27 protein-coding genes are annotated in these 24,273 nt (G+C 34.0%); 23 read left to right on the forward strand and 4 right to left on the reverse strand.

What is annotated here, in order from left to right:
• The first annotated feature begins 605 nt into the window (after positions 1 to 605).
• From dnaA to ACLUJM_RS03130, 14 genes are all read left to right on the forward strand, one after another.
• Positions 606 to 2,048 carry a chromosomal replication initiator protein DnaA gene (gene dnaA, locus ACLUJM_RS03065; RefSeq protein ID WP_308577453.1) on the forward strand — a complete coding sequence of 481 codons (1,443 nt, stop codon included), beginning with the start codon at positions 606 to 608 and terminating at the stop codon, positions 2,046 to 2,048.
• A gap of 287 nt (positions 2,049 to 2,335) precedes the next feature.
• A complete protein-coding gene (gene dnaN, locus ACLUJM_RS03070; RefSeq protein WP_294685481.1) occupies positions 2,336 to 3,439 on the forward strand; it encodes a DNA polymerase III subunit beta in 1,104 nt (367 codons plus the stop codon).
• Positions 3,432 to 3,638 (forward strand): S4 domain-containing protein YaaA, encoded by a 207-nt coding sequence (gene yaaA, locus ACLUJM_RS03075; protein WP_308577455.1) that lies wholly within the window; start codon positions 3,432 to 3,434, stop codon positions 3,636 to 3,638. The genes dnaN and yaaA overlap by 8 nt, the downstream gene beginning before the upstream one ends.
• Complete coding sequence (gene recF, locus ACLUJM_RS03080) at positions 3,638 to 4,705, forward strand: DNA replication/repair protein RecF (protein ID WP_412412118.1); 1,068 nt, start codon at positions 3,638 to 3,640, stop codon at positions 4,703 to 4,705. Before yaaA ends, recF begins: the two co-directional genes overlap by 1 nt.
• A 1-nt stretch (position 4,706) precedes the next feature.
• Positions 4,707 to 4,949, forward strand: coding sequence for a DUF370 domain-containing protein (locus ACLUJM_RS03085; protein ID WP_294685477.1), 243 nt, complete (start codon positions 4,707 to 4,709; stop codon positions 4,947 to 4,949).
• On the forward strand, positions 4,949 to 6,865 hold the full coding sequence (gene gyrB / locus ACLUJM_RS03090; protein WP_294685475.1) for a DNA topoisomerase (ATP-hydrolyzing) subunit B: 1,917 nt from the start codon (positions 4,949 to 4,951) through the stop codon (positions 6,863 to 6,865). Before ACLUJM_RS03085 ends, gyrB begins: the two co-directional genes overlap by 1 nt.
• A gap of 9 nt (positions 6,866 to 6,874) precedes the next feature.
• Positions 6,875 to 9,295 carry a DNA gyrase subunit A gene (gene gyrA / locus ACLUJM_RS03095; protein WP_412412120.1) on the forward strand — a complete coding sequence of 807 codons (2,421 nt, stop codon included), beginning with the start codon at positions 6,875 to 6,877 and terminating at the stop codon, positions 9,293 to 9,295.
• A 12-nt stretch (positions 9,296 to 9,307) separates the two neighbouring features.
• Positions 9,308 to 9,619, forward strand: coding sequence for an STAS domain-containing protein (locus ACLUJM_RS03100; protein WP_294685473.1), 312 nt, complete (start codon positions 9,308 to 9,310; stop codon positions 9,617 to 9,619).
• Positions 9,619 to 9,963, forward strand: coding sequence for an anti-sigma factor (locus ACLUJM_RS03105; RefSeq protein WP_294685472.1), 345 nt, complete (start codon positions 9,619 to 9,621; stop codon positions 9,961 to 9,963). The genes ACLUJM_RS03100 and ACLUJM_RS03105 overlap by 1 nt, the downstream gene beginning before the upstream one ends.
• 4 nt (positions 9,964 to 9,967) lie before the next feature.
• Entirely contained in the window at positions 9,968 to 10,744 is a 777-nt protein-coding gene (locus ACLUJM_RS03110) for a SigB/SigF/SigG family RNA polymerase sigma factor (RefSeq protein ID WP_294685471.1), read from the forward strand.
• Positions 10,745 to 11,356 carry an ABC transporter ATP-binding protein gene (locus ACLUJM_RS03115; RefSeq protein WP_278735266.1) on the forward strand — a complete coding sequence of 204 codons (612 nt, stop codon included), beginning with the start codon at positions 10,745 to 10,747 and terminating at the stop codon, positions 11,354 to 11,356.
• A gap of 1 nt (position 11,357) precedes the next feature.
• A complete protein-coding gene (locus ACLUJM_RS03120) occupies positions 11,358 to 12,131 on the forward strand; it encodes an ABC transporter permease (protein ID WP_278735267.1) in 774 nt (257 codons plus the stop codon).
• 12 nt (positions 12,132 to 12,143) lie between these two features.
• Positions 12,144 to 13,502, forward strand: coding sequence for a class II fumarate hydratase (gene fumC, locus ACLUJM_RS03125; RefSeq protein WP_294685470.1), 1,359 nt, complete (start codon positions 12,144 to 12,146; stop codon positions 13,500 to 13,502).
• Between the two features lie 73 nt (positions 13,503 to 13,575).
• Entirely contained in the window at positions 13,576 to 13,806 is a 231-nt protein-coding gene (locus tag ACLUJM_RS03130; RefSeq protein WP_242433497.1) for an LPXTG cell wall anchor domain-containing protein, read from the forward strand.
• 1,090 nt (positions 13,807 to 14,896) lie between these two features.
• Here the strand turns inward: ACLUJM_RS03130 and ACLUJM_RS03135 are convergent.
• Entirely contained in the window at positions 14,897 to 15,541 is a 645-nt protein-coding gene (locus tag ACLUJM_RS03135; RefSeq protein WP_412412121.1) for a DUF3841 domain-containing protein, read from the reverse strand.
• On the reverse strand, positions 15,541 to 16,197 hold the full coding sequence (locus ACLUJM_RS03140) for a YoaK family protein (RefSeq protein ID WP_412412122.1): 657 nt from the start codon (positions 16,195 to 16,197) through the stop codon (positions 15,541 to 15,543). The genes ACLUJM_RS03135 and ACLUJM_RS03140 overlap by 1 nt, the downstream gene beginning before the upstream one ends.
• Before the next feature lie 119 nt (positions 16,198 to 16,316).
• Here ACLUJM_RS03140 and ACLUJM_RS03145 point away from each other — a divergent pair, with 119 nt between their 5' ends.
• Positions 16,317 to 17,417, forward strand: a complete 1,101-nt coding sequence (locus ACLUJM_RS03145) for a sulfurtransferase (RefSeq protein ID WP_304068426.1) — start codon at positions 16,317 to 16,319, stop codon at positions 17,415 to 17,417.
• Positions 17,417 to 17,806 (forward strand): hypothetical protein, encoded by a 390-nt coding sequence (locus tag ACLUJM_RS03150; protein WP_304068429.1) that lies wholly within the window; start codon positions 17,417 to 17,419, stop codon positions 17,804 to 17,806. The genes ACLUJM_RS03145 and ACLUJM_RS03150 overlap by 1 nt, the downstream gene beginning before the upstream one ends.
• Positions 17,807 to 17,828: 22 nt before the next feature.
• On the opposite strand, the gene ACLUJM_RS03155 is transcribed toward ACLUJM_RS03150, so the two are convergent.
• Both ACLUJM_RS03155 and ACLUJM_RS03160 read right to left on the reverse strand, forming a co-directional pair.
• Entirely contained in the window at positions 17,829 to 18,263 is a 435-nt protein-coding gene (locus ACLUJM_RS03155) for a DUF3139 domain-containing protein (protein WP_316094991.1), read from the reverse strand.
• A 9-nt stretch (positions 18,264 to 18,272) separates the two neighbouring features.
• Positions 18,273 to 18,671: a DUF3139 domain-containing protein gene (locus ACLUJM_RS03160; RefSeq protein WP_294685464.1), complete on the reverse strand. Its 399-nt coding sequence runs from the start codon at positions 18,669 to 18,671 to the stop codon at positions 18,273 to 18,275.
• A 107-nt stretch (positions 18,672 to 18,778) separates the two neighbouring features.
• Here ACLUJM_RS03160 and ACLUJM_RS03165 point away from each other — a divergent pair, with 107 nt between their 5' ends.
• The 7 genes from ACLUJM_RS03165 (at position 18,779) to ACLUJM_RS03195 (ending at position 24,243) form a co-directional block, all read left to right on the forward strand.
• A complete protein-coding gene (locus ACLUJM_RS03165; RefSeq protein ID WP_094206588.1) occupies positions 18,779 to 18,964 on the forward strand; it encodes a hypothetical protein in 186 nt (61 codons plus the stop codon).
• 11 nt (positions 18,965 to 18,975) lie between these two features.
• Positions 18,976 to 19,194 carry a DUF2922 family protein gene (locus ACLUJM_RS03170; protein WP_094224033.1) on the forward strand — a complete coding sequence of 73 codons (219 nt, stop codon included), beginning with the start codon at positions 18,976 to 18,978 and terminating at the stop codon, positions 19,192 to 19,194.
• A 9-nt stretch (positions 19,195 to 19,203) separates the two neighbouring features.
• Positions 19,204 to 19,350, forward strand: coding sequence for a YvrJ family protein (locus tag ACLUJM_RS03175; protein WP_002835918.1), 147 nt, complete (start codon positions 19,204 to 19,206; stop codon positions 19,348 to 19,350).
• A 182-nt stretch (positions 19,351 to 19,532) separates the two neighbouring features.
• Positions 19,533 to 20,477 (forward strand): metal ABC transporter substrate-binding protein, encoded by a 945-nt coding sequence (locus ACLUJM_RS03180; RefSeq protein WP_294685461.1) that lies wholly within the window; start codon positions 19,533 to 19,535, stop codon positions 20,475 to 20,477.
• Positions 20,470 to 21,132, forward strand: a complete 663-nt coding sequence (locus tag ACLUJM_RS03185; protein WP_002835915.1) for a metal ABC transporter ATP-binding protein — start codon at positions 20,470 to 20,472, stop codon at positions 21,130 to 21,132. Before ACLUJM_RS03180 ends, ACLUJM_RS03185 begins: the two co-directional genes overlap by 8 nt.
• A 7-nt stretch (positions 21,133 to 21,139) precedes the next feature.
• Complete coding sequence (locus ACLUJM_RS03190) at positions 21,140 to 21,931, forward strand: metal ABC transporter permease (protein WP_002837808.1); 792 nt, start codon at positions 21,140 to 21,142, stop codon at positions 21,929 to 21,931.
• 8 nt (positions 21,932 to 21,939) lie between these two features.
• Positions 21,940 to 24,243, forward strand: a complete 2,304-nt coding sequence (locus tag ACLUJM_RS03195; RefSeq protein ID WP_412412123.1) for a hypothetical protein — start codon at positions 21,940 to 21,942, stop codon at positions 24,241 to 24,243.
• Positions 24,244 to 24,273: the final 30 nt, after the last annotated feature.

Genomic DNA, 24,273 nt, shown 5'->3' on the forward strand with positions numbered 1-24,273 from the left:
ACCCATACGCGAAAAAATGGGGTTATGGACTTAAAATAAAAGAATTCATACAAGAAACAATGTTCATAGGAAATAAATAAAGATTAAATCAAAAACAGACACATAATAACAAAACTTAAAATATATTTTTGTAACGAGCACCAACATAAAAAATGTTGGTGTTTTTTTACACATCCCAAAACTCCAAAAATTTGTGGATAACTTTTATCCACATTTCAATTTAAATTTAAAATATTAAACGCAATTTGGGGATAAGTTTTTTCAAAATCAAAACCATTTACTAAAAAATCCAATAAATTTGTAATAAAAGGTATGATTTGCTATAATTATAGTATAAAAAAGTATGAAAAGTACGCATTTATTAACAAATTGTGGATAAGTTGTGGATAATATGTGAATTCTTGTTGTACAACTTCATGAATTTGCTGTATATTCTAATTTAATATCCACAATTATTTTTCTATAAATTAATGTGGATAAGTTGTCCGAATGTGAATAAATTATAAATTTTTTTTGTTTATTTAGAAAAATAGCTGTTTATTTAATGTGGATAACTTAGCATTTTGTGGATAAGAATGTTGATAAGTAAAAAAACGAGGTGAAAAATGACCGACAAAGACGAACTCTGGTTAAAAATTTCTAACACATTTAAACAGGAAATGTCAGATCTGAACTTCAACACGTGGATTGCTCCATTAAAACCTCTTTATTTAACAAATACTGAATTTATTTTGCTTTCTCCAAATAGATTTACCAAAAAAACAATCTATAACAAATACTACGACGACATCCAAAAATACTTGGATTTCATCAGTAATGTCAAGAGAAAAGTAGTCATCATCGACCGTTACGAAATGGATAACTACAAAGAAGAAAATATAATTCAAAACCAAAACATAGATGGGCAACGATCCATCCTTGTAAATGAAGATGTATCACAAGAAAATTACACCGTTGAAGACAAACAAACACCTGTAATACAACAACCAGAACCAAAAGATGATTACCTTTACGGAAAGAATTTGATCAGCAAATACAAGTTTGATACATTTGTAAAAGGGAAAAACAACGAACTAGCACTAGCAGCAGCTCTTGCAGTCGCACAAAATCCTGCTACAGCTTACAATCCATTGTTTATTCATGGAAAGGCGGGGTTGGGTAAGACTCACTTGATGCATGCTATTGCTCATGAAATACTTAAAAATAACCCAAAAGCAAGAGTTATTTACACTACAAGTGAATCATTTACCAACGAGCTTATATCTTCAATAGGAGATAAGTCTACGAAAAAGAATTCACAATTTAGAGAAAAATACAGAAACATCGATGTGCTTCTAATCGACGATATCCAATTCATAGCTGGAAAACAAGGTACACAAGAGGAGTTTTTCCACACATTCAACGAATTGTACAACCACAATAAGCAAATCATACTTTCTAGTGATAGACCTCCAAAAGAGATTAAAACACTAGAAGAGAGATTGGTGTCACGTTTTGAGTGGGGATTGATGGCAGACATTCAACCACCTGATTACGAAACGCGTGTGGCTATTGTTAATGAATATTTGGATAGAAATAACACATCGCTTCCGCCTGAAATTATCGATTATATAGCTATGAATGTCAAAAGCAATATTCGTGAGTTGGAGGGGGCTGTAATGAATGTCGTAGGTCAAAAAACTCTTATAGGAGATGGCAACATTACATTGGATTTGGCGAAAAATGTTCTAAAGCAACTCATAGCAGAAACTCAACTGAGACCTGTAACTATAGATTTAATCATTGATAGTGTGTGTGATAGGTACAATGTAACTCAAGATGATTTGCTTTCTAAGAAACGTTCCAAACAAATCGCATATCCTAGACAAATAGCGATGTATGTGTCTAGAAAATTATTGGATATTTCATTGGTTAGTATTGCTTCGAGTTTTGGCAAAGACCACTCTACTGTAATGCACGGAATCAAGAAGATTGAGAATGATATCAAGAAAAATTCTGAATTTGATGAAGAAATTGAGAATTTAATCAATTACATTCAAAATTCTTAATTTATTAAACTTTAGGATTGTGGATAAGTTTATTTTAAAGATTTCTATCCACATTTTAGTATTTATAACTATGTGGATAAGTTGTTGATAACTTTAACGTGTTAAAATAAATTTGTGAAATGTTGATAATGTTGATAGTAGCACAGTTTGTGCCAATCATATACACATCGTTATCAATAGATTAAACATCAGAATTTACAGACAAAAGGCAGTTATCCACAATACAAACAGTCCTACTACTACTATTACTAACTATTATTATTATTTGTATAAACGAAAGGTAAAATATGAAATTAAAAATATCTCAAAAAGAATTACTCAAACATATCAATATTGCCCAAAAAGCAGTGTCTTCTAGGACAACTATTCAAATATTAGAGGGAATTTTGTTCATTGCTGAAGAAAACTGTCTAAGACTTGTTGCGACTGATTTGGAACTTATTGTGGATACGAGAGCAAATTGCGAAATCTACGAAAAGGGACAAATCGTAATTAATTCATCAATGATAGGTAATATCATTAGAAAACTTCCAGACGATGATATCTATATAGAAGTAGACGACAATAACATCAACATCAAATGTTTGTCTACAGAATTTAACATTCAAGGTCAAGATTCAAACGAATTTCCATCTCTTCCTTATATAGATAAGGATGTGAAGTTGACTTTGGAACAATCTGAACTTAAAGATTCCATCAGAAAAACATCTTTTGCAACTAGTATGGATCAAACAAGACCTGATTTAACGGGTGTTTTGTTCAATATTATGAATGACAGAATTGAGTTTGTTGCATTGGATGGTTACAGGGTTTCTTTGAATTGTATGAGTAATGTCAGTGATTTTGAAATGAAGGCTATAGTTCCAGCGAGAGCTTTGAATGAGGTCTACAAGATTTTGGAAGAGGGAGAAATCACTGTGAACATCATTACTGGCAATATTATTTTCAAATTGGAAAATACTGATGTGTATTCGAGACTGATTGACGGTCAATACATCGACTACAATCAAGTTATGAAACAAGATTTCTCAACTGTTGTTACTATAGAAAAGAGGGCTTTGCAAATGGCTTTGGAAAGAGCTTCTCTTATGGCAAAAGAGGACAAGGCGAACTTGGTTAAGCTTGATTTTTCGGGAAATGAGCTTCATATTTCATCTAATACTGATATTGGTAAGGTGGATGAGTATGTTAGATGCGAAATCGGTGGAGAAGATTTGAAGATTGCTTTTAATGCGAAGTATTTGTTAGATGGTTTGAAGGTTATTGATGATGACGATATTACTTTGAATATGAGTGGAAGTCTGAGACCTATGGTGTTTAAGCCTTTGAATGATTCTAATTATACTTATCTTGTTCTTCCGGTTAAACTTGCAGGAGGTAATAATGATTAGTGTTAAGATTGAATCTGAGTTTATAAAATTGGAACAGTTTTTGAAGTTTGCATCCATCGCACAAACTGGTGGAATGGCTAAGGAGCTTATTAAAGAATCCATGGTTAAGGTGAATGGAGAGATTGAAACTAGACGTGGCAAAAAGCTTTATCCAGGAGATGAAGTTGAATTTGAAGGAGAGAAGTACGTAGTCGAATAATGATCGTTCAAAAATTAAAATTATATAATTACAGGAATTTCTGTGAAATAGAATTGGATTTTTGTGATGGTCTGAATCTAATTGTAGGCAGAAATGCCTCGGGTAAGACTAATATTTTGGAAGCTATTAATGTAGCTTTGAAGGGAAAAAGTTTCAAAACCAATACCAACTCTCATTTGATTAAGTTCGGTGAAAATGAGGCTCGTATTGTTATGGATGTGTACGATGATGGTTTTGAGGATAAGATTGATATAACTATTAAAAATAACGAAAAGATACTCAATGTGAATGAAGCTTTTGTGAATACTATCAAAGAATACAACGAGTATTTTGAGTGTATTGTGTTTAAGCCTGACGATTTGAAGATTATAAAAGAATCGAAGTCGTTGAGAAGAAAATTCTTGGATGAGTCCATTAGTGGTGTGGACAATTATTACAGGACTGTTTTGAAACAGTACAATCAAGTGTTGGATGAGAGAAACAAGCTTATCAAAAACCACAGGTATAATTCGTATTTTAATGAACAGTTGAAGGCTTTGAATATTCAATTATCTGACACGGGCTCATACATTATGCACAAGAGAAAAAGTTATGTGAAAAGACTACAGCTTATCGCAAAAAATGTGTGCTTAAATTTGAGCGATGATAATGATAAGCTGGACATGAACAATAATTTTTCGATAGAATATGTAGAGGATATGACAGACCAAAAGAACACTTATTACAAGAGTTTGAGGGATAGTTTGGACAAGGACTTGGAGAACAAGCAAACTAATTTAGGTATCCATCGAGATGATTTGGATATTACAATTAACGATAAGTCGGCTAAGTATTTTGCATCCCAAGCTCAGGTGAGAACGGCTATTTTATCGATGAAGCTTGCACAATTGGATTTGAGTAGATTTTATAATGATAGATTGCCAATTATTTTGTTAGACGATGTGTTTAGTGAACTTGACGATTACAGGATTAACTACATCATCAGATACATCAAGGATTTTCAGGCTTTTCTGACTACTTCAGAAAGAGCGCCAGAAGGTTTGTATACGATTAAAATAGGTGAATGATATGTATTTGGATATTGGCAACAACCGATTAATTGATGAAAATGAGATTATAGTTATAGTGAATGTTTCTGATAAGTTTTTCGATGATTTCAGTAAGAATGATTTGGAATATACTAAGAATGTAGAATTTATTAATGAAGATGATAACATAGCTATTAGGTCTATAGTCATAACTAATAGAGGAGTTTACAAGTCAAATATCAGTGGTACTTATTTGATGAATAACTTTATGAAAGGAATATAATGAAGAAAAACAGAGAATATACTGCAGATCAGATTACAGTATTAGAAGGATTGGAACCGGTTCGTGTAAGACCAGGGATGTATATTGGTTCTACAGATGAAAAAGGTCTACACCATTTGGTCTACGAAGTTGTCGACAACTCGATAGACGAGGCGTTGGCTGGCGTTTGTGATTTGATTAAGGTTACTATTAAAAAAGACAACTCCATCATAGTTGAAGATGACGGTTCTGGTATTCCCGTGGAAACACACCCAAAAACAGGAAAATCAACGCTAGAAACTGTACTTACGGTGCTTCACGCTGGTGGTAAATTTTCAAACGACGCTTACCAATACTCAGGTGGTCTTCACGGTGTTGGTGTAAGTTGTGTTAATGCTTTAAGTACATATCTTATTGCCAGAGTCAAAAGAAATGGCAAAATGTACGAACAAAGATTTGAAAAAGGAAAAACTGTTACAGAACTTACTGTTATAAAAGAAAATGTAAGAGGAACTGGAACGACGATTGAATTTTTGCCAGACGATACGATTTTTGAAACGTTGAATTTCGACAAAAATGTCCTTACTAAAAGATTCAGAGAAATGGCGTTTTTGAACAAGGGCGTGAAGATAGAATTTGCTGATGAAAGAGAAGGCTACAAGGAATTATTCCACTACGAAGGTGGGATTAAATCTTTTGTGGAATACATCAACAAATCCAAAAAGCCTTTGGATCACGAAGTCATGTACATTGAAGGGGAAAAAGAAACTACAAAAGTTGAAATAGCTATGCAATACACTGAAAGCTACAACGAAACTATAGTTTCTTTTACTAATAATATCAAAACAGTAGACGGCGGAACACATGTTGTAGGATTTAAATCTGCACTAACTCGTGCTCTTAACGATTATGCAAGAAACAAAAATATATTAAAAGAAAAAGACGATAATTTGTCGGGTGATGATGTCAGAGAAGGTATCACTGCTGTTGTTTCAGTAAAACTTAACAACCCACAATTTGAAGGACAAACAAAAGGAAAATTGGGTAATTCCGAAGCTAGAACTGTTGTGGACAGCGTTGTGTACGAACATTTGAGTTTTTATTTTGAAGAAAATCCAAAAATCGTCAAGACAATTATACAAAAAGCATTGGCATCACAAAAAGCAAGACTTGCCGCAAGACGTGCGAGGGATTTAGTTCGTAAGAAATCAGTCCTTGATAACACAACTCTTCCAGGAAAACTTGCCGATTGCCAAAGCTCAGACATTGAACACAACGAAATCTTCCTTGTCGAAGGGGATTCTGCCGGTGGTTCTGCAAAAGGTGGCAGGGACAACAAATTCCAAGCTATTTTGCCATTGAGAGGTAAAATCTTGAATGTCGAAAAAGCTCACCTTGAAAGAGTTCTAAATTCAGAAGAAATCAAAGCGATGATTACTGCGTTTGGAACGGGAATCGGAAAAAACTTCGACATAAGTAAACTTCGTTACGGCAAAATCGTAATAATGACCGATGCCGATGTCGACGGAGCGCACATTAGAACACTTCTTTTAACATTCTTATACAGATTTATGAAACCATTAGTGGAAAAAGGTCACGTGTACATCGCACAACCACCACTTTACGGAATTATCAAAGGTGTTAAGGTAATGGAATATTGCTACACAGATAAAGAATTGGAAGAAGCTTTGGAAAAATACGGCGAAAGAAGTAACATCAAGGTTCAAAGATACAAAGGTCTTGGTGAAATGAACGCAGAACAATTGTGGGAAACTACTATGAATCCTGAACACAGAGTTTTAATCAAAGTTCAAATCGACGGAGAAGATGAAAACGAACTTGACAATACATTCGATGTTTTGATGGGAGATAACGTAGAACCAAGAAGAGAATTTATAGAACAAAATGCTGTTTATGCACAAAACATTGACGCTTAGGAGAATAATATGACAGAAAGAAAAATCAATATAAAACCAGCTGATTTGAAAAAAGAAATGGAAAGTGCATATTTGGATTATTCTATGAGTGTAATTGTATCACGTGCACTTCCAGATGTAAGAGACGGATTAAAACCTGTTCACAGACGTATAATTTACGGAATGCAACAACAAGGGTTGTTCCCAGATAGAAAATACTCCAAGTCCGCAAGACTTGTAGGGGAAGTAATGGGTAAATATCACCCTCATGGTGACAGCGCAATCTACGATGCAGTTGTAAGACTTGCACAAGATTTCAACATGAGATATCCGCTTGTAGATGGTCAAGGTAACTTCGGTTCGATAGACGGTGATGGAGCTGCCGCACCTCGTTACACAGAGTTGCGTATGGCAAAGCTATCACTTGAAATGTTACGTGACATCAACAAAGACACAGTTGATTTCCAAGACAACTACGATGGTGAAGAACAAGAACCAGTTGTACTTCCATCTAGATTTCCTAACTTAATCGTAAATGGATCCAGTGGAATCGCTGTTGGTATGGCGACAAATATGGCTCCACACAACTTAGGTGAAACTATAGATTCATTAATCGCATCAATCGACAATCCAAATATTACAATAGAAGAATTGATGAAACACATCAAGGCTCCTGATTTTCCAACTGGTGGAAATATCATGGGACTTGAAGAAGTCAAAAAAGCATACACAACTGGACGTGGAAAAGTTAGACTTAGAGCAGAAGCTAGAATTGAAGAATCAAAAGGACGATACAAAATCATCGTCACAGAAATTCCATACCAAGTTAACAAATCCAACCTAATCAAAAAAATCGCAGACCTTGTAAAACAAAAAAAATTAGAAGGCATCAGCGATTTGAGAGACGAATCAGACAGAAAAGGTATGAGAATTGTCATCGAAACAAAAAGAGATGCCAATCCGAATATCGTGCTTAACAACTTATACAAATACACTCAAATGCAAACTACATTCGGAATAATCAACCTTGCACTTGTAAATGGCGTTCCAAAAGTTTTGAATTTGAAACAATTAATAGACCACTATCTTGTTCACCAAGAAATCGTGGTTAGAAGAAGAACGCAATTTGATTTGAACAAGGCGAAGGCGAGAATTCACATTGTAGAAGGATTGTTGAAAGCCATCGACAACATCGATGAAATCATCCACATTATCAGAACAAGTTATGATGATGCGCTTGAAAAATTGATGCAAAGATTTGATTTTTCAGAAATCCAAGCCCAAGCGATTTTGGACATGAGACTTAAAAGACTACAAGGTTTGGAAAAAGAAAAGCTACAATCTGAATTTGACGAATTGACTGCTTTGATTGAAAAATTGACAGAAATTTTGAATAACAGACATTTGCTTTTGAACATAATCAAAGAAGAATTGACAGAAATCAAAACAAAATACTCCGACGATAGAAGAACTAAAATCCTAAGAGATGAAGGTGATTTTGAAGAAGAAGAACTTTTGGAAGAAGAAGACATGTTCATCACTATCACTAACAAAGGCTACATCAAACGAATTTCCACAGATGCATACAAAGTTCAACACAGAGGTGGACGTGGTGTGAATGCAATGGGAATGAAAGACGGAGATTTCATAAAGGATATGTTCGCAACTACAACTCACCAAGATTTGTTGTTCTTCACTAATAAAGGAAAAGTTTACTCATTAAAAGCGTACGAAGTGCCAGAAGCAAGCCGTACAGCAAGAGGTTCCAACATCATTAACTTAATCCAAATCGATGCCGATGAAAATGTAACACAAGTATTGGCATTGGATAAGGACAAGGAAGACGACCAATTTATAATATTCATTACTAAAAATGGTAAGGTCAAGAAGACTTCACTAAGTCTCTACGAAAATATCAGAAAAACTGGTATAATCGCAATCAAATTCGATGAAGGTGACGAATTAATCGATGTAAAACTTGTCGAAAAGAATGAAAATGTGATTATCGTCACTAAAAAAGGTATGAGCTTGCAATTTAATGTGGATCAACTAAGAGATTTATCCAGAAATGCAATCGGAGTTAAGGCTATCACACTTAACAAAGACGACGAAGTTATTTCATTTGATTTGGTAAAAGACAATGAATTCTTGGCAGTAATCAGTGAAAATGGTTACGGTAAGAAGACTGAATTATCCAACTACACTACTCAAAACAGAGGTGGAAAGGGAATCAGAACTTACAAAATCGCCAAGAAAACAGGAGATGTAGCGTGTGCTAAGGCATTGAAAAACGAAGATGAGATACTTTTGATTAGCAAAAAAGCTGAGGTTATCAGAATAAAAGCAGAAGGAATATCTACACTTTCAAGAAATACATCTGGTGTATTGTTGAAAAACACTGACAAAGGCGAAGATGCCATAGTAGCAGTAGCCAAGTATTTTGAAGAATAAGGAGAAAAATTTATGCAATTAAACTACGATATAGTCACAAAAGACGAGATAATTGTAAGAATTCAAGGCGATTTGGATATCAATACTTGCGACGAATTCAGAGATGATTTACTAGAAGAATACAAGAAAAACCCAAAAGACATCAGAATTGAAGCGACAGATCTTTCATTTATAGATTCAACAGGACTTGGAGCTTTGATTAAAGTGTACAATGAAATAAGAGACAATAACCACAAAATCTACATTGACAACATCAAAAAACACGTCAATAAAGTGTTCACGATAACAGAAATGGACAAGATTTTCGTGATAAAGGAGATATAATGGAAGAATTCAGATTAAGTTTTCAAAATGAAAAGGAAAATGTATCTCTTATAAGACTTTCATCTTCATTCGTAGCGATGAAGTGTGGATTTTCGTTGGATGATATTGAAGACATCAAATTGTGTGCGACTGAATGCTTAAATTTGCAAAGAAACAGATCCGAAATCATAGACTGTACTATGATTATTGAAGATGATAACATGCAATTAATCTTCAAATTAGATGGATTTAATCCACGTGAAAACAACGAAAAGGACGAAATATCAGAAATGATTATCCAATCATTAATGGATGAATACGAAATCAATGGAAGTGAGATAAAAGTAATCAAGAATAGGAAATAATATTATGGCGAATAAATCAATTAGTAAAGAAGAACAGGAGAATATTAAAGAATTATTCTTGAAATTCCAAGAAACACGAGATAAGAAAATAAGGGATACTCTCGTTGAAAAAAACCTGTATATCGCTGAAATATTGGCAAAAAAATACACAGGAAGGGGAATCGAATACGATGATTTGTACCAAGTCGCATGTATCGGACTAATCCTTGCGATTGACCGTTACGATCCATCAAAAGGCTACGAATTCTCCTCCTATGCAACTCCTACAATAGTCGGAGAAATAAAAAAATATTTCAGGGACAAAGGCTGGGTCATCAGAGTTCCACGCCGTATTCAAGAACTAAACAAAAAGGTTGCAACAGCCAAGACACACCTTGCACAAACAATGCAAAAATCACCAACAGTTGAAGACATCGCAGATTATTTGTCGATATCAAACGAAGAAGTGTTGGAAGTGTTGGAAGGGGCAAAAGTGTACGCTCCACAATCATTGGATCAATCGATCGACCAATCAAGTGATGACAGGGATACTAATCTTAGCGATTTGATTGGAGAAGAAGACAAGGACATGTTGCAGTTTGAAAATAGAGATTTGATTAACAGATGCATGGAGGATTTGAACGAAGTTGAAAAGAAAATTCTTCTTGGAAGATATTTTGATAAGAAAACACAAATCGTGATTGCTGAGGAATTGGATATTTCGCAAATGACTGTCAGCAGAATGGAGAAGAAAATTCTCGAAAAATTCAAGGCGTCACTCAAGGAGCAACTGGAATTTTAGATGGAAATTTTGAGATTTGAAAATGTTAAATTCATCAAAGAGTACGATGATTTTGCTATAGATAAAAACGAAGTAGTTTTCGTTGTGGGTAAGAGTGGAAGTGGCAAATCCACTCTTCTCAAACTTATCAACAACACATTACAAATGAAATCGGGTAGAATTTTCTACAAAGATAAAAATATTTTGAATATCAAACCAGTTGAATTGAGAAGAAACATCATAATGACTTCCCAGGAAAATTTCTTGTTTGATATGACTATAAGAGAGAATTTCCATGAGTTTTACAAGCTACGCGATTTAGAAGAATTAACTGACGAAGAGATTGCTACATTTCTCAGAATTACAAACTTCGATGTCGATTTGAACCTCAATGTTGAGAAACTTTCCGGAGGAGAAAAGCAAAGGGTGTTCTTGGCTATTGCACTTAGCTTAGATCCTGAGGTTTTGTTATTGGATGAGCCGACAAGTGCGTTGGATAATAAGACTGCATTTGATATGATGAAAAATATCTTGGATTATTGCAAACACAACGACATCACACTTGTAGTTGTGAGTCACGCTAGACAATTGGTCGACGAATTTGCAGATAAAATAATCGATTTGGGAGAATAAAATGGGAATAATTAAAATACCATGGACTAGGTTCGTTCTGATTTATTTGCTTTTGTTAGTTGTGTTATTCGTAATGAAGAAGTGTCGTATCAACAAAACAAAAATGCTAGTTGTAGCAAGTGTTCGTATGACTGTGCAACTTATAATCGCAGGTTTCATTCTAACTTATGTGATAAATTCGAACAACAATTTATTTGTAATAATTTACATATTGATAATGGCGACATTCAGCAGTTTAAAAGTTTTCAAAGGAAATCATTTATCTGACAAATTCAAAGCGATTATAGGATTTAGCATATTATTTTCAGGATTACTTGTGGAGTGCTTCTACGTAGGATTTGTAATCAGAAAACCTATCTTCGATGCACAATATGCGATTCCAATTTCTGGGATGCTTTTCGGAAACACGATGACGGCTGTGAATTTGGGAGTAAATTACTTAAACGAAAATCTGAAACTAAACAAAAATAAAATCACAACGTTAATTAATTTGGGAGTAAGTGCAGACACAGCACTCATTCCTATTGTCAATCGATCCGTAGAAATGGCGATACTACCGAATTTGAACAGCATGATTGCTATGGGAATTATAAGTCTTCCTGGAATGATGACAGGACAAATCCTATCCGGAGTTAGCCCAAACACTGCAATAATTTATCAGATATCTGTGATGATAGCCATCTGCGCGAGCGTTAACATTGCAAGTTTCTTGTCGCTTTATTTGGGATACAAAAGTTTGATTAATAATAGAGAGCAAATAAATTTTGAATTATAATTGGAGGAAAAAATGAGAATTGAAAAGGATTCTATCGGTGAAATCGAAGTAAGTGACGATGTTTTGTGGGGAGCACAAACTCAAAGAAGTTTCAACAATTTTAAAATTGGAACAGAAAAAATGCCACTTGAAGTCATCAAAGCGCTCACAAGATTAAAAAAAGCGTGTGCGATTTCTAATAACAAATTGGGAAAACTTACAGACGAAAAGAAGGATTTGATTGTGGGTGCATGTGATGAAATCTTGGATCACAAACATGACAGCGAATTTCCACTAGCTGTGTGGCAAACTGGATCTGGAACGCAATCCAACATGAATGTGAACGAAGTCATCGCACACATCGCAAACCAAAAGATTGGGGAGAACATCATTCATCCGAACGATGATGTGAACAAATCCCAAAGTTCTAACGATACATTCCCATCTGCAATCCACATTGCACTTAAACACATGATTGATTCAGAACTAATCGAAGAATTAGAAAACACTGAAAAAGTCTTGGAAACATTGATGGAAGAAAACAAAGATATCATCAAAATCGGACGTACACATTTGCAAGATGCAGTGCCTCTAAGATTGTCACAAGAAATATCGGGATGGCTTTTCATGATTAGAAAAGGCAAACAACACATCATTGAAGCAAGCAAAGCGTTAAACGAACTTGCAATTGGAGCTACAGCCGTTGGAACTGGACTCAACGCAGTTAAAGGATTCGACCAAATGGTAGTAGATGAAATAAATGCCCAAATAAATGGAGAATTCATCACTGCAGAAAACAAATTCCACGCACTTACATCAAAAGATGCAATAAGCTATACTCATGGAGCAATCACAGCCCTTGCTAATAATTTGATGAAAATTGCAAATGATGTGAGATTTTTGGCGAGTGGTCCAAGATGTGGAATCGGCGAATTATCAATTCCTGCAAATGAACCGGGCTCATCAATCATGCCTGGCAAAGTAAATCCAACACAAGCAGAAGCGTTGACTATGGTTTGTGTACAAATAATGGGCAACAACACGACAATTCAAGTCGCAGCAAGCCAAGGAAATTACGAACTAAACGTGTACATGCCTGTGATTATTTATAACGCGTTGCAATCAGTACGACTAATTAAAGATGCTACAAAATCTTTTACAGATAATTGTCTAAGAGGACTCAAAGCAAACAGAGAAGTCATAGATTATTATTTGAACAATTCGTTAATGCTAGTCACTGCACTTAACACAAAAATTGGCTACGACAAAGCTAGTACAATCGCAAAATACGCACACAAAAACAACACAACACTTAAACAAGCTTCCCTTGATTTGGAAATTCTTACAGAAGAAGAATTTGACGAATACGTCGACCCTACAAAAATGTGCTAGTTAAAAAAATATTTTATATTGAAAAATAATAATATAAAATATATAATAAGTGTGAGGGTAATGGGGGGAGAATATGAAAAAGAAATTAACGATTTATGTGGTAGCAGTGATGACGTTTCTGATGCATATTGGATATGATATAAGCTACGGTCAAAATGAAAGTAACATAATGAAAATGTTGGCTAGTACACAAACTTTGCCAAAAGCAGGCATAGACAACGAGCATATTTTAATAAGCATCGCTTGTTTAATAATCATTACTGGTGCATTTTTTGTGTTTTTTAAAAAAAGAGAAAAGAAGTAAGAAATTACATTGCTAACGTAGGTTAATACACGCAGTTAAGCATATCGTACATATGCTTAGCTGCTTTTTTGTTGCTTAGGTAGGTGAATAATTGCTTTGCTAAGGTAGGTAAGTTTTACGCAGATTAAGCATATTGCACGAATATCTAGACTACGAAAATAAATAAATCCTAAGCTCATAAGCCTAAAATCGCAAACTCGCTGACGCTCAAACAGTGCGATTTTTGACGGCTTATTTCACTTGGATTTATACTTATTTTCTCCGTATGATATTCTTAGCAATAAGGCTTAACTGCTTTTTTTTGATGCTTATTAAAATACTTTATAAGGAAGAAAAAAGATGAGTAGAAAACCAAAATTACAGGTAATAATCTACCTTGTTTTTTTTTAGAGTCAAGTTGGTCGGATTTTTCTGAGGAAAATCTGAATGTAATTTTGGTAATCTACTTTTTGTAATTTATCAACATACTTGGTTTTGAAATGGGGGATTTTGTGTAGAAGAAGTTTGTTGTTTGAATATTTATTGCTTAGATAGGTAAAACCACGCAGATTAAGCATATTGCACGAATATCTAGACTACGAAAATTTGTTATTTCTAAATCTCGAAACCCTAAAATTTGAAGCTCACTACGTTCGGCGGTCAAATTTTAGCCGGGTTTCTTCGATTTGAAACAACTTGAATTTTCTCCGTATGATATTCTTAGCAATAAGGCTTAACTGCTTTTTGTAATTTATCTACAAATGTTGTTTCAGTTCGAAATAAAAAAAATCATCAAGCACGATTGCATTGCTAACATAGATAAATTCACGCAGTTAAGCATATTGCACGAATATCTAGACTACGAAAACTTGTGATTCCTAAATCTCGAAACCCTAAAATTTGAAGCTCACTTCGTTCGGCGGTCAAATTTTAGCCGGGTTTCTTCGATTTGTAATCAACAAAATTTTCTTCGTATGATATTCTTAGCAATAAGGCTTAACTGCTTTTTATTTATCTACAGATGTTGTATCAGTTTATAAAACAAAAAATCATCAAGCACGAATATCTAGACTCCGTATGATATTCCCAGCTTTGGATGATTTTTTTATTTTTACAAATAGTCTATTAAATTTTCTTCTGATATGTCTATTGGGTCGTCGTGGTAGTATACTTTGATTATCATGTCTTCTGTGATTTCCCAGATGTTTCCTTGGACTGCGAAGATGTTCCACTTGTCTATGTCGAAGATTCTTTTGTAGCTTTGGTAGATTTTATTGTATTCTTCGGGATACAAATATCTATAATCTTCGGAGCCTATTAGAAACGGGTTGGGCATTCTATGATCTTTCAAGTATTTGTAGTAATTTTTCAGATCGTCTTCATCTTTTGGTACGTAGTGGTTGTTGAGTACGTAGTCCCATTTTGCTCCATCTAGATAAACGACTTTTTCTGCGGGTACTTTGAGGCAATAAGCTACGGAGTTTTCGTCTGGTTTCATGCAGTTTTTGTTACTGACTGAGCACCATATTGGTAGTTTTACATCGTAAGGTTTTGGGACGATTTGTTCTGCTTGTTTGACAAAATAGGTGTATTTTTCTCTGAAAAACTCATAGATGTCTCCCAAATGTTCACTTGCGTATTCCAATTTGTTTATGAATCTTTTTTCTTTTTTCAATACGTCTAGTGATCTTTTGTCTTGCATTGTGTAAAGCATTACGTATCCATTTGTTTCATTTGGGTTTTTCATTTGTTTCATTATTTGTTCCTTTCTGTTTCGTGCATTATGATGAATGCGATGAGTATTATGACAGGAAGTATGAGTATTGATTTTGTTGAGTAGACAATTGATGTTAGTGTTCCGATTATACAACCTAGTATGAATATCAAGATTGCAGAATATGTCGTAAATGATGCTTTGAGTAGGTTATTATCTTTTGTGTACAGGTAGTCGATGAGTCTGTCGGTTGCTTTTTTCAAATTTCCTGTGCACATTGTCGTCATTAAATCTACTCCGTTGAATCTTCTAAACGCTTCGATTTGCATTGCGCATACGAATGATATGAGAAGACATGCTAATTTGTTCAAATTTTCCGGTACAAATCCAACTAATGCTAGGATTATTCCTTCAAAAACTATGATTACTTGTCTCCAATGTACGATTTTCATGTATTTGTGTTTTTTTTCAAATATTCTAACCAGAGTTGTTCCCAATATGAATGCGATAATCGGCATGATGTAGCGGACTATTTTGTCCAAATTCCCATAGCAAATATTTATCGAGAGTAACACGAGGTTTCCTGTTTGTGCGAAGGCGAACACTCCTCCACGGGTTACGTAGCTGTAGCTGTCTAAGAATCCTCCGATTAGTGTTAGTATGAACATTATTTGTAAACTTTCAGATTTTTGTGTCATTAAATCACCTGCTTATTTGATTACATTATACCATTTTTTCATTTATAGAAAAAATCAATAAATGATTTGAACATTATATGATAAAATAAATTTGTAACAAATTAATTCGAGGAGGAGTTATGAAAAAACTATACAAATTATTGCTATTAGTTGCCGTTGTGAGCATGGCTTTTACAGCGTGTGCTAAAAAAGACGACAAACAAACTGATAACACTAAACAAGAACAAAAGACTGAACAAAAATCAGAAGAAAAGAAAGAAGAAAAGAAGGAAGAAGCTTCAAACAAAGAAGTTGACAGAAAAATCTTCGTCGATCCACAATACGTTAAGGATGTAATCGACGGAAAAAGCGATGTAAAAGATTACGTTGTTGTCGAAGCAACTTGGGGAGAAGCTAAGGACAGCCCAGATTATTTGAAGGGTAACGGCCACATCAAAGGTGCCATCCACGTTAACACGGATTCAATCGAAGTTGGTCCAGTATGGAATTTGAGATCTCCTGAAGAAATCGAAAAAGCATTACTTGCACAAGGAATCACTAAGGACAAGACAGTTATAGTTTACGGTCCAGACACAGGCGCAACAAGAGTTGCCTTCACTTATATGTATGCAGGTGTTGAACACGTTAAGATTTTGAACGGTGGAATCAAAGCTTGGAAAGACAAAGGATTTGAAACAGAAACTACTGAAAACAAAGCAGTTGCAGCAACTGATTTTGGAACAAAAGTACCAGCTCATCCAGAATATTTGATTTCTTTGGATCAAGCAAAAGACAAACTTGCTAACGACAAGAATTTCCAATTAATTTCAATCAGAAGTGAAAAAGAATGGAAGGGAATTGAATCAGGATATTCTTACATTCCAAAAGCTGGTGAACCAAAAGGCGCATTGTGGGGTAAATCAGGAAAAGACAACTCTGATATGTCTTACTACACAAACCCAGATGGAACTTACAAATCATTCGATGAAGTTAAGAAAATGTGGGAAGAACAAGGAATATCTACAGACAAAGAAATGTCATTCTACTGTGGAACAGGTTGGAGAGCAACATTACCTTGGTTTATAGCATTTGAAAACGGATTAAATCCAACAATCTTCGATGGTGGCTGGAACGAATGGCAAATGCACAAGGAACTTCCAGTACAAGTTGGAGATCCAAAAGACAAGGACGTAGAATTCACAACAGTTGACAAATTGCCAAACGACAAAGCAACAAAATAATGAAAATATTTAGAAGAATTTTATCTGTAATCCAAATCGTAGCACTGTTTGCGATATTTATCGTGCATTATTTCACCAAACACAAAATGGGAATGCAACGACACGTAATGTACAAGAACATGATGTTCGAACAACAAGTAGACATGAATATTGTAATTCCAGTTATAATAGCCGTGCTTATACTGATGTTTGTGTATTTGACTTACAGAATCATTAAAAATAAAGTATCCAAGCTAGAATACGTGCTGTTCGTGAATCTTTCAGTATTTGCAATATTAATGGCAACATTCGCCAAAAATGTTTTCGAATTAGATTACAACGTAGCCATCATTCTTTCAGCAGTGGTTGCGTTACTACAATTTATAAAAACAACAAGCTCATCTTATTAGGTGAGCTTGTTTTTGTGGGCAATTATTTCCAAGTATTTAAACATTTTTGATACTTGATATAATCAGCAAACGGCTTTCTTGCAAGGTAGTTGTGATTGTCTATCATATTTTTTTCTTTTTCTAATTTTTTATCATAAGCAAAACAAAACATCTTGTTGTAGTTATTTTTTCTAGGATTCAAATAAACATTTGAGTACAAGAAATATCGGTACTCGTATTGTGTATTGGGATCGTCTTTGAAATATATCGTAAAACTTGTAGTGTTCTTACTTGGTTCACTATTTTGTTCGATTGATTTGATGTTGGATCTGTCTGTTCCTTGTAAAGTGAGGACTTGGTCTAGTTTTTTGTTTGCGAAATAGCTTTGAATTGGATGATCAACAACCCACCACACAACATTGTAAATTACGAAAATACAGATCACAATTTTGATAAATTTGTATAGTTTATTTTTCATATTTACCTCCTAATACCATCCATCAGTGTATTTCATGTATTTTGCCTTTTTAAAATAAGTGTTACCAATTGGACTTCCAGTAGCGTATTCGTAAATAGAAACACTGATTTTGTTGGTATCTTCAAACAAATGTGGCAAATTATATAAGCTAAAATTAGTTAAATAATAACTGTAATTGTATTCAACCAATGGATCATCCTTAAAAATCACATCAAAATCATAATCCCCAGTTTTATAATTATAGCTTGATGAAATCTTCAAAATATTATCTTTATTAGTTCCTTGCTGTTCCATAAAAGAATACAGCCTGTGTTTTCCACAAAAATATTGAACTGGATGATTAACAGTCCATCCAACAATTAAGTAGACGATTACAATTGTAAGTAGGATTTTAAATAACCTTTTCATAAATTTCACAACCTTTCTTGTGTTAATTACATTATACCCAAATTTTTCAAATCAGAATAGTAATAACTCTCCTACAAATGTATGTATAAATGAAAGGGGGAGTGAAAATGAAAAAATTAAAAATCACTTCAGTAAATGATGTAAACGGAACACAAAAGAAAAGTTCCAAAACTTTCAGTAACTTATCATCAACAGTTACTAACGAAAACTTGAAAAGTGCAGCGTATGCAATCAATTCATTAGTAGATTCTGATGAAAAACATGCGTATGTAGTAGAAGAAACAGAACTTTAGGAGGTATTTAAATGCAAGAATATTTACAAATCAAAATAGGCAATGATTCAAATGAAACAATGACCATCAATTTAACTAACTATGACCGTGCGAAAACTGAACAAGAAATCAGCAAAGTAATGGACAAAATCTTAGAAGCAAAAACATTCACTGGCAAAAAAGATATCTACAACAAAAAAGTCTCAGCAGATGTAATAACTGTAGATAAAAAACCAATGAACATACAATAAGGATAACAAATGGACGAATTCTTAAGTTTTGTCGGTAACGTCGGCTTTCCCATTTCAGTGACAGCATTTCTTCTAATAAGAGTTGAATCCAGATTAGAAGACATCAAAATCTCCATTGAAAAGCTGAACGCCATCCTCACTAACTTAAACAGATAACCTTAATTTCATATATCATTTCCTAAAATTTTTCTAACGAAACGGTAAGTCTCACACGAGATTTACCGTTTTTTGTGTGCAATTGTGTAGAAATTAAAAAATTTAAAAAAATACTTGTGAATCATTATCAATTGGTGTATTATATTAATTGTTGCAAATCATTTGCATTTAAGGAGGAATTAATGATAAAAAATTTTAGAAAATTATTGGTGCTTTTGGCGCTAGTTTTGGTTTTTGTGACTGCGTGTAGCAAACAAGATTCAAAAACTCAAGACACAAAACAAGAAGATACAAACAAAACCAGTGGAAAGAAGACAATTTATGCGACATTTTTTCCTGTAGCAGATTTGACGAAGATGATTGTACAAGACAAGATGGATGTCAAGACTATTATCAAGACGAACGAAGAGCCGCATTCATTCGAGCTTACGACAGATAATATGAAGGATATTTTAAAGGGAGATTTGGTTGTCTACAATGGCGCTGGAATGGAGTCTTTTGTTGATGATTTGAAAAAATCTATGAATGATGATGGAAAGTTTTTGGATTTATCTAAGGGGCTAACTTTGTTGGATTCTTCAAGTGAAGGTTCGGATATGAAAGCTATCAATCCACACACTTGGCTTTCAGTAAAGAATGCTGAAAAAATGTTGAATACTATTTATGAGAAAGTATCCTCGATTGATCCAGAAAACGAAAATTTCTATAAGAAAAATTTAGAAGATTCTACTGCAAAATTTGATTTGTTGGATAAAAAATTCGAGCAAGAACTTTCTAAGGTAAAGAGCAAGGAGAAGTATTTCGTGGTTTCTCATGCTGCATTTAATTATTTGGCAGATGATTATGGTTTGAAACAAGTTGCTGTGACTGGTATTTCTCCAGAGGATGAACCTACTGCAAAACAACTAAAAACTATAGCTGATTTTGTGAAGGATAAGCATATTTCTACAATATTTTTTGAAGGAAAGGCTACACCAAAAGTTGCAGAGACTTTGGCAAAAAATACCAACACGAAAACATCTACTTTGTACACTATGGAAAATCTCGATGAAAATCAAGTTGCCAAGGGATATTTGAAGCTTATGGAAGAAAATCTAAAATCACTTGTGGAAGCTTTTAATGAGTAGTGATGTAATTTCTGTCAGTGATTTATCTTTTGCATACGACAAAAATCTGATTTTAGATAATGTGAATTTTTCCGTAAAAGAAGGAGATTTTGTCGCAATAGTTGGTGAGAATGGCGCTGGTAAGTCTACTTTGATGAATCTTATTTTGCACAATCTCAATAACTACGATGGAGAGATAAAACTTTTTGGTACTGATATAAAAGAGGATAATCATTTCAGAGATTTGGCATATATTTCCCAAAATTCTGTTTTATCGTATAGGAATTTTCCGACTACGATTGAGGAAGCTGTGAAGATTCATTTGTCTTTTTTGAAGAAAAAGACTGATGCAAGTATATATTTAAAACAAGTGGGGCTTTTCGAACACAGGAAAAAAGCATTGGATGAATTGTCTGGTGGACAACTTCAAAGGCTTGGAATTGTTCTGGCACTTATAAAAGATGCGAAGATTATTTTCTTGGACGAGCCTACAAGTGGTATAGACAAGAAGTTTGCAGATGAATTTTTCCAAAACTTGTCAACTCTCAAAAATCAAAACAAAACTGTTGTTGTGATAACTCATCAGCTTGATTTGGCGAAAAAATACATTGATTATGCTATTAAAATCAAAGATAAAAAGTCAATGATAATTAATAATAACGAGATTAGTCTGTGAGGAGAATATGGATATATTTGAATACGAATTTATGCAACGAGCATTCATCGTTGGAGGGTTGATAGCAATAATACTTCCCTGTATGGGACAGGTCGTTCTATTAAAAAGGCTATCGATGATTGGAGATACGCTTTCTCATTCATCACTTGCAGGACTAACTATTGGACTTGCATTGGGATTCAATCCACTGTTGGCGGCAATCATCGCGTGTGTTTTTGCGGGGCTGTCTATTGAAGTTATCAGAAATAGATTGAAATCATATCAGGAAATATCAACGGTTATAATACTTGCAGCATCCATTGGTCTTGCAGGAATATTTTCATCCATGGTGAAAAACACCAACAGCATCTCATCTTATTTGTTTGGATCAATTGTAACCATAAGTGATGAAGAATTTTATTTGGTAATAGCTGTGTCAGCTTTCGTTTTGATTTCTTATAGCCTATTGTACAAAAGCTTGTACTTGAGTATTTTCGATCAGAAAGCTGCTAGCATATTGGGGATTAATATAAAATTTATAAATTTTTGCGTGACATTTTTGTCGGCAATAGCTATATCAATTTCAGCGAAAACAATAGGCTCACTTATAGTGTCATCACTACTTGTATTACCGAGTATTAGCGCTATGCAATACACCAAAACTTACAAGAACACACTAATCGTTTCAATAATATTTTCGGTTATTTTCGTGTATTTGGGTCTTTTCATATCGTATGCATTAAACCTTAGACCGGGATCTGTAATTGTATTGTTATCAGTCGTTTGGTTGATAATTTCATTAATAATAAAGAGAAAATAGGAGTAAAAATGAAAAATAGTAATAAAAAAATAATATTGGCTGTGGTTTTATGCTCAACCATTTTAAGTTCATGTTCACTTTTTTCTAAACCAGAAAAAAAATCAGAGCAAACAAACAAATCTACAAAAAAAGTTGAACAAACAACTGACAGCAACAAACAATCTACAATAAAAAAAGACAAGACGACAGAAGTGTTAATAGATTCAGAAATCAAAAAAGAAGATATCGCAAAAATCGTAAAACACGGAGACCATTGGCATGTGTTCACAAAAGACGGCAGGGAAAAAATCACATACAAAGACCCTAATAAATTACAAAACACATCTAACTTAGAAATGGTCAGCGTTGTTGGTAAAAGTAGACTCAAAGGCCAAAATGTCGTTGCAATCAAAAAACACGGCGATCACTGGCATGTTTATTTACGAAATGGTGGAGAATATCTAACTTACGAAGACCCATCAGCAATGTTTCCACACATAAAAGTAGGAACATATGTAGGAAGTCACAGTGATCACAGAAAACACAATAACAAAAGAATGGATGCTAGAACAATAGCACACGAAAAACAAAAAATAAAACAAACAATTGAAAAAAATGACGAAAGAGTTATCAAAATTTTAAAACACGGAGACCATTATCACATCTACACATCAAAAGGCAATGAATTCGTGTCATACACAGACCCACGAAGCTTGTATCCAAACGCTGAGTATGGACAGTACGTTGGAACTCATGCCAACAGAAAACAAATGATTGAAAAAATCATCCGTGAAGATAGACAAAAACAAAAAAACAAAGAAACTTCTAAGAAAACTCTTGCCAAACAAAATTCAGACAAGCTAATAAAAGATGAAAAGCTTGTAAAAGTAGAAGACAACAAGAAAAAACACAATATAGTTAAAATTCTAAAACACGGAGATCATTGGCACATCTACACAAAAAATGGCGAAGAATTCATAACTTATGAAGATCCATCTTCCAAATATCCGGATGTAGCAGTTGGGATATATACAGGTAGTCACACACAACAACCACAACAACCAAGAAAAGACAACAAAGACAACACACCACAAGAAAATCTGCCTGAAAATCCAACAGACACACAACAAAACAATAAACCAGACAAAAAAGAACAACCAACAGAAAAAACAAGAGAACAAAAAATACAAGAACTAAAAATAACCAAAGTTTTGGGAAAAGATGGAACAGTAAATGAAATTAACAGATTTGACATCGTAAAAATTTTAAAACACGAAGACCACTATCACATTTACGACTCTAACGGAAACGAAGCAATAACATACACCAACCCACAAGACCTTTATCCAAATGCTTATTTTGGAAATTATGAAGGAAGCCACAATAATTCACAAAACAACAATGAATTCAAATGGCCAGAAAATATCACAAAAATCGTAGACCACAAAGATCATTGGCATTTGTATAGGGGAGATGAAGAAGTTGCAGTAGTTAGAGTAAATCCGAAAGATCACTACCCAAATGCAGAATATATCAAAGATTACATCGATGTGGGAAATGTAGAAGTAGAAGACAAAGATGTATTCAATTATGACGACATAAAAGCTAACAAAGTTGAAGGAATCGAAGCAGTATTAAACGACAATCTACGAAACATGACAGGATATGGAAAATTGACTGATGGAATCGCAATCATGGGAACAGAAGACAAACAAGACAACGTATTTTACTGGCTACATGGAGACCACTACCATGCAATAAGCATAAAAGATTTGGTAAAAATGGAAAAATCTGGAGCATTGAAAGGATTCACAGCAAAAGATGTAGTTGCAACATTGAAATACAAGTTCCAACATCCACAAGAAGATTTGACATACAAATCAGACTTGAATATCGAAGAAATAATAGAATTCTTGAAATCTCACTATAAAATAAACGATGATTCAAGAATATTCTCAATAGGACAAGAAACTGTCGACATTTACACTAATGATACAACAAATAGTTTCCACATAAGCCAATTTGAAAAGAAAGACGGAGAAATAATCTTCAAAGGACAACTTCCTCAAATACCAAGTGACGAAGAACTTGAAAAACAAGAAGAAACAGAAGAAGAAATTGGTGAAAAAGAAACAGAAGAAGAAATTGGTGAAAAAGAAACAGCTGAAGCAACAAATAAAAAAACTGTAGAAGATAAAAAAGCAGAAGAAAAACAACCAGAAGAAAAACAACCAGAAAACAAAGAAAACAAAAAACAAAATCCAGAAGAAAAACAAAATCTTCCTACAGAAAATAAAAAAGAAACAACTGAGACAAACTCAGAAAACATCTAAAAAATCGGCTCTTAGTGAGCCGATTTTTCA

It is taken from the genome of Finegoldia sp. (genome assembly GCF_046991905.1).
GTDB lineage: Bacteria > Bacillota > Clostridia > Tissierellales > Peptoniphilaceae > Finegoldia.

Excerpts from the sequence above, each read along its gene's own strand:
- gyrB (WP_294685475.1), top strand. The coding sequence starts at position 4,949 with ATGAAGAAAAACAGAGAATATACTGCAGATCAGATTACAGTATTAGAA.
- ACLUJM_RS03195 (WP_412412123.1), top strand. The coding sequence starts at position 21,940 with ATGAAAAATAGTAATAAAAAAATAATATTGGCTGTGGTTTTATGCTCA.
- ACLUJM_RS03145 (WP_304068426.1), top strand. The coding sequence starts at position 16,317 with ATGAAAAAACTATACAAATTATTGCTATTAGTTGCCGTTGTGAGCATG.
- dnaA (WP_308577453.1), top strand. The coding sequence starts at position 606 with ATGACCGACAAAGACGAACTCTGGTTAAAAATTTCTAACACATTTAAA.
- gyrA (WP_412412120.1), top strand. The coding sequence starts at position 6,875 with ATGACAGAAAGAAAAATCAATATAAAACCAGCTGATTTGAAAAAAGAA.
- ACLUJM_RS03130 (WP_242433497.1), top strand. The coding sequence starts at position 13,576 with ATGAAAAAGAAATTAACGATTTATGTGGTAGCAGTGATGACGTTTCTG.
- ACLUJM_RS03140 (WP_412412122.1), bottom strand. The coding sequence starts at position 16,197 with ATGACACAAAAATCTGAAAGTTTACAAATAATGTTCATACTAACACTA.
- ACLUJM_RS03150 (WP_304068429.1), top strand. The coding sequence starts at position 17,417 with ATGAAAATATTTAGAAGAATTTTATCTGTAATCCAAATCGTAGCACTG.
- ACLUJM_RS03135 (WP_412412121.1), bottom strand. The coding sequence starts at position 15,541 with ATGAAACAAATGAAAAACCCAAATGAAACAAATGGATACGTAATGCTT.
- ACLUJM_RS03100 (WP_294685473.1), top strand. The coding sequence starts at position 9,308 with ATGCAATTAAACTACGATATAGTCACAAAAGACGAGATAATTGTAAGA.
- ACLUJM_RS03110 (WP_294685471.1), top strand. The coding sequence starts at position 9,968 with ATGGCGAATAAATCAATTAGTAAAGAAGAACAGGAGAATATTAAAGAA.
- ACLUJM_RS03185 (WP_002835915.1), top strand. The coding sequence starts at position 20,470 with ATGAGTAGTGATGTAATTTCTGTCAGTGATTTATCTTTTGCATACGAC.
- ACLUJM_RS03160 (WP_294685464.1), bottom strand. The coding sequence starts at position 18,671 with ATGAAAAGGTTATTTAAAATCCTACTTACAATTGTAATCGTCTACTTA.
- recF (WP_412412118.1), top strand. The coding sequence starts at position 3,638 with ATGATCGTTCAAAAATTAAAATTATATAATTACAGGAATTTCTGTGAA.
- ACLUJM_RS03175 (WP_002835918.1), top strand. The coding sequence starts at position 19,204 with ATGGACGAATTCTTAAGTTTTGTCGGTAACGTCGGCTTTCCCATTTCA.
- fumC (WP_294685470.1), top strand. The coding sequence starts at position 12,144 with ATGAGAATTGAAAAGGATTCTATCGGTGAAATCGAAGTAAGTGACGAT.
- ACLUJM_RS03165 (WP_094206588.1), top strand. The coding sequence starts at position 18,779 with ATGAAAAAATTAAAAATCACTTCAGTAAATGATGTAAACGGAACACAA.
- yaaA (WP_308577455.1), top strand. The coding sequence starts at position 3,432 with ATGATTAGTGTTAAGATTGAATCTGAGTTTATAAAATTGGAACAGTTT.
- ACLUJM_RS03120 (WP_278735267.1), top strand. The coding sequence starts at position 11,358 with ATGGGAATAATTAAAATACCATGGACTAGGTTCGTTCTGATTTATTTG.
- ACLUJM_RS03085 (WP_294685477.1), top strand. The coding sequence starts at position 4,707 with ATGTATTTGGATATTGGCAACAACCGATTAATTGATGAAAATGAGATT.
- ACLUJM_RS03190 (WP_002837808.1), top strand. The coding sequence starts at position 21,140 with ATGGATATATTTGAATACGAATTTATGCAACGAGCATTCATCGTTGGA.
- ACLUJM_RS03115 (WP_278735266.1), top strand. The coding sequence starts at position 10,745 with ATGGAAATTTTGAGATTTGAAAATGTTAAATTCATCAAAGAGTACGAT.
- ACLUJM_RS03155 (WP_316094991.1), bottom strand. The coding sequence starts at position 18,263 with ATGAAAAATAAACTATACAAATTTATCAAAATTGTGATCTGTATTTTC.
- ACLUJM_RS03170 (WP_094224033.1), top strand. The coding sequence starts at position 18,976 with ATGCAAGAATATTTACAAATCAAAATAGGCAATGATTCAAATGAAACA.
- ACLUJM_RS03180 (WP_294685461.1), top strand. The coding sequence starts at position 19,533 with ATGATAAAAAATTTTAGAAAATTATTGGTGCTTTTGGCGCTAGTTTTG.
- ACLUJM_RS03105 (WP_294685472.1), top strand. The coding sequence starts at position 9,619 with ATGGAAGAATTCAGATTAAGTTTTCAAAATGAAAAGGAAAATGTATCT.
- dnaN (WP_294685481.1), top strand. The coding sequence starts at position 2,336 with ATGAAATTAAAAATATCTCAAAAAGAATTACTCAAACATATCAATATT.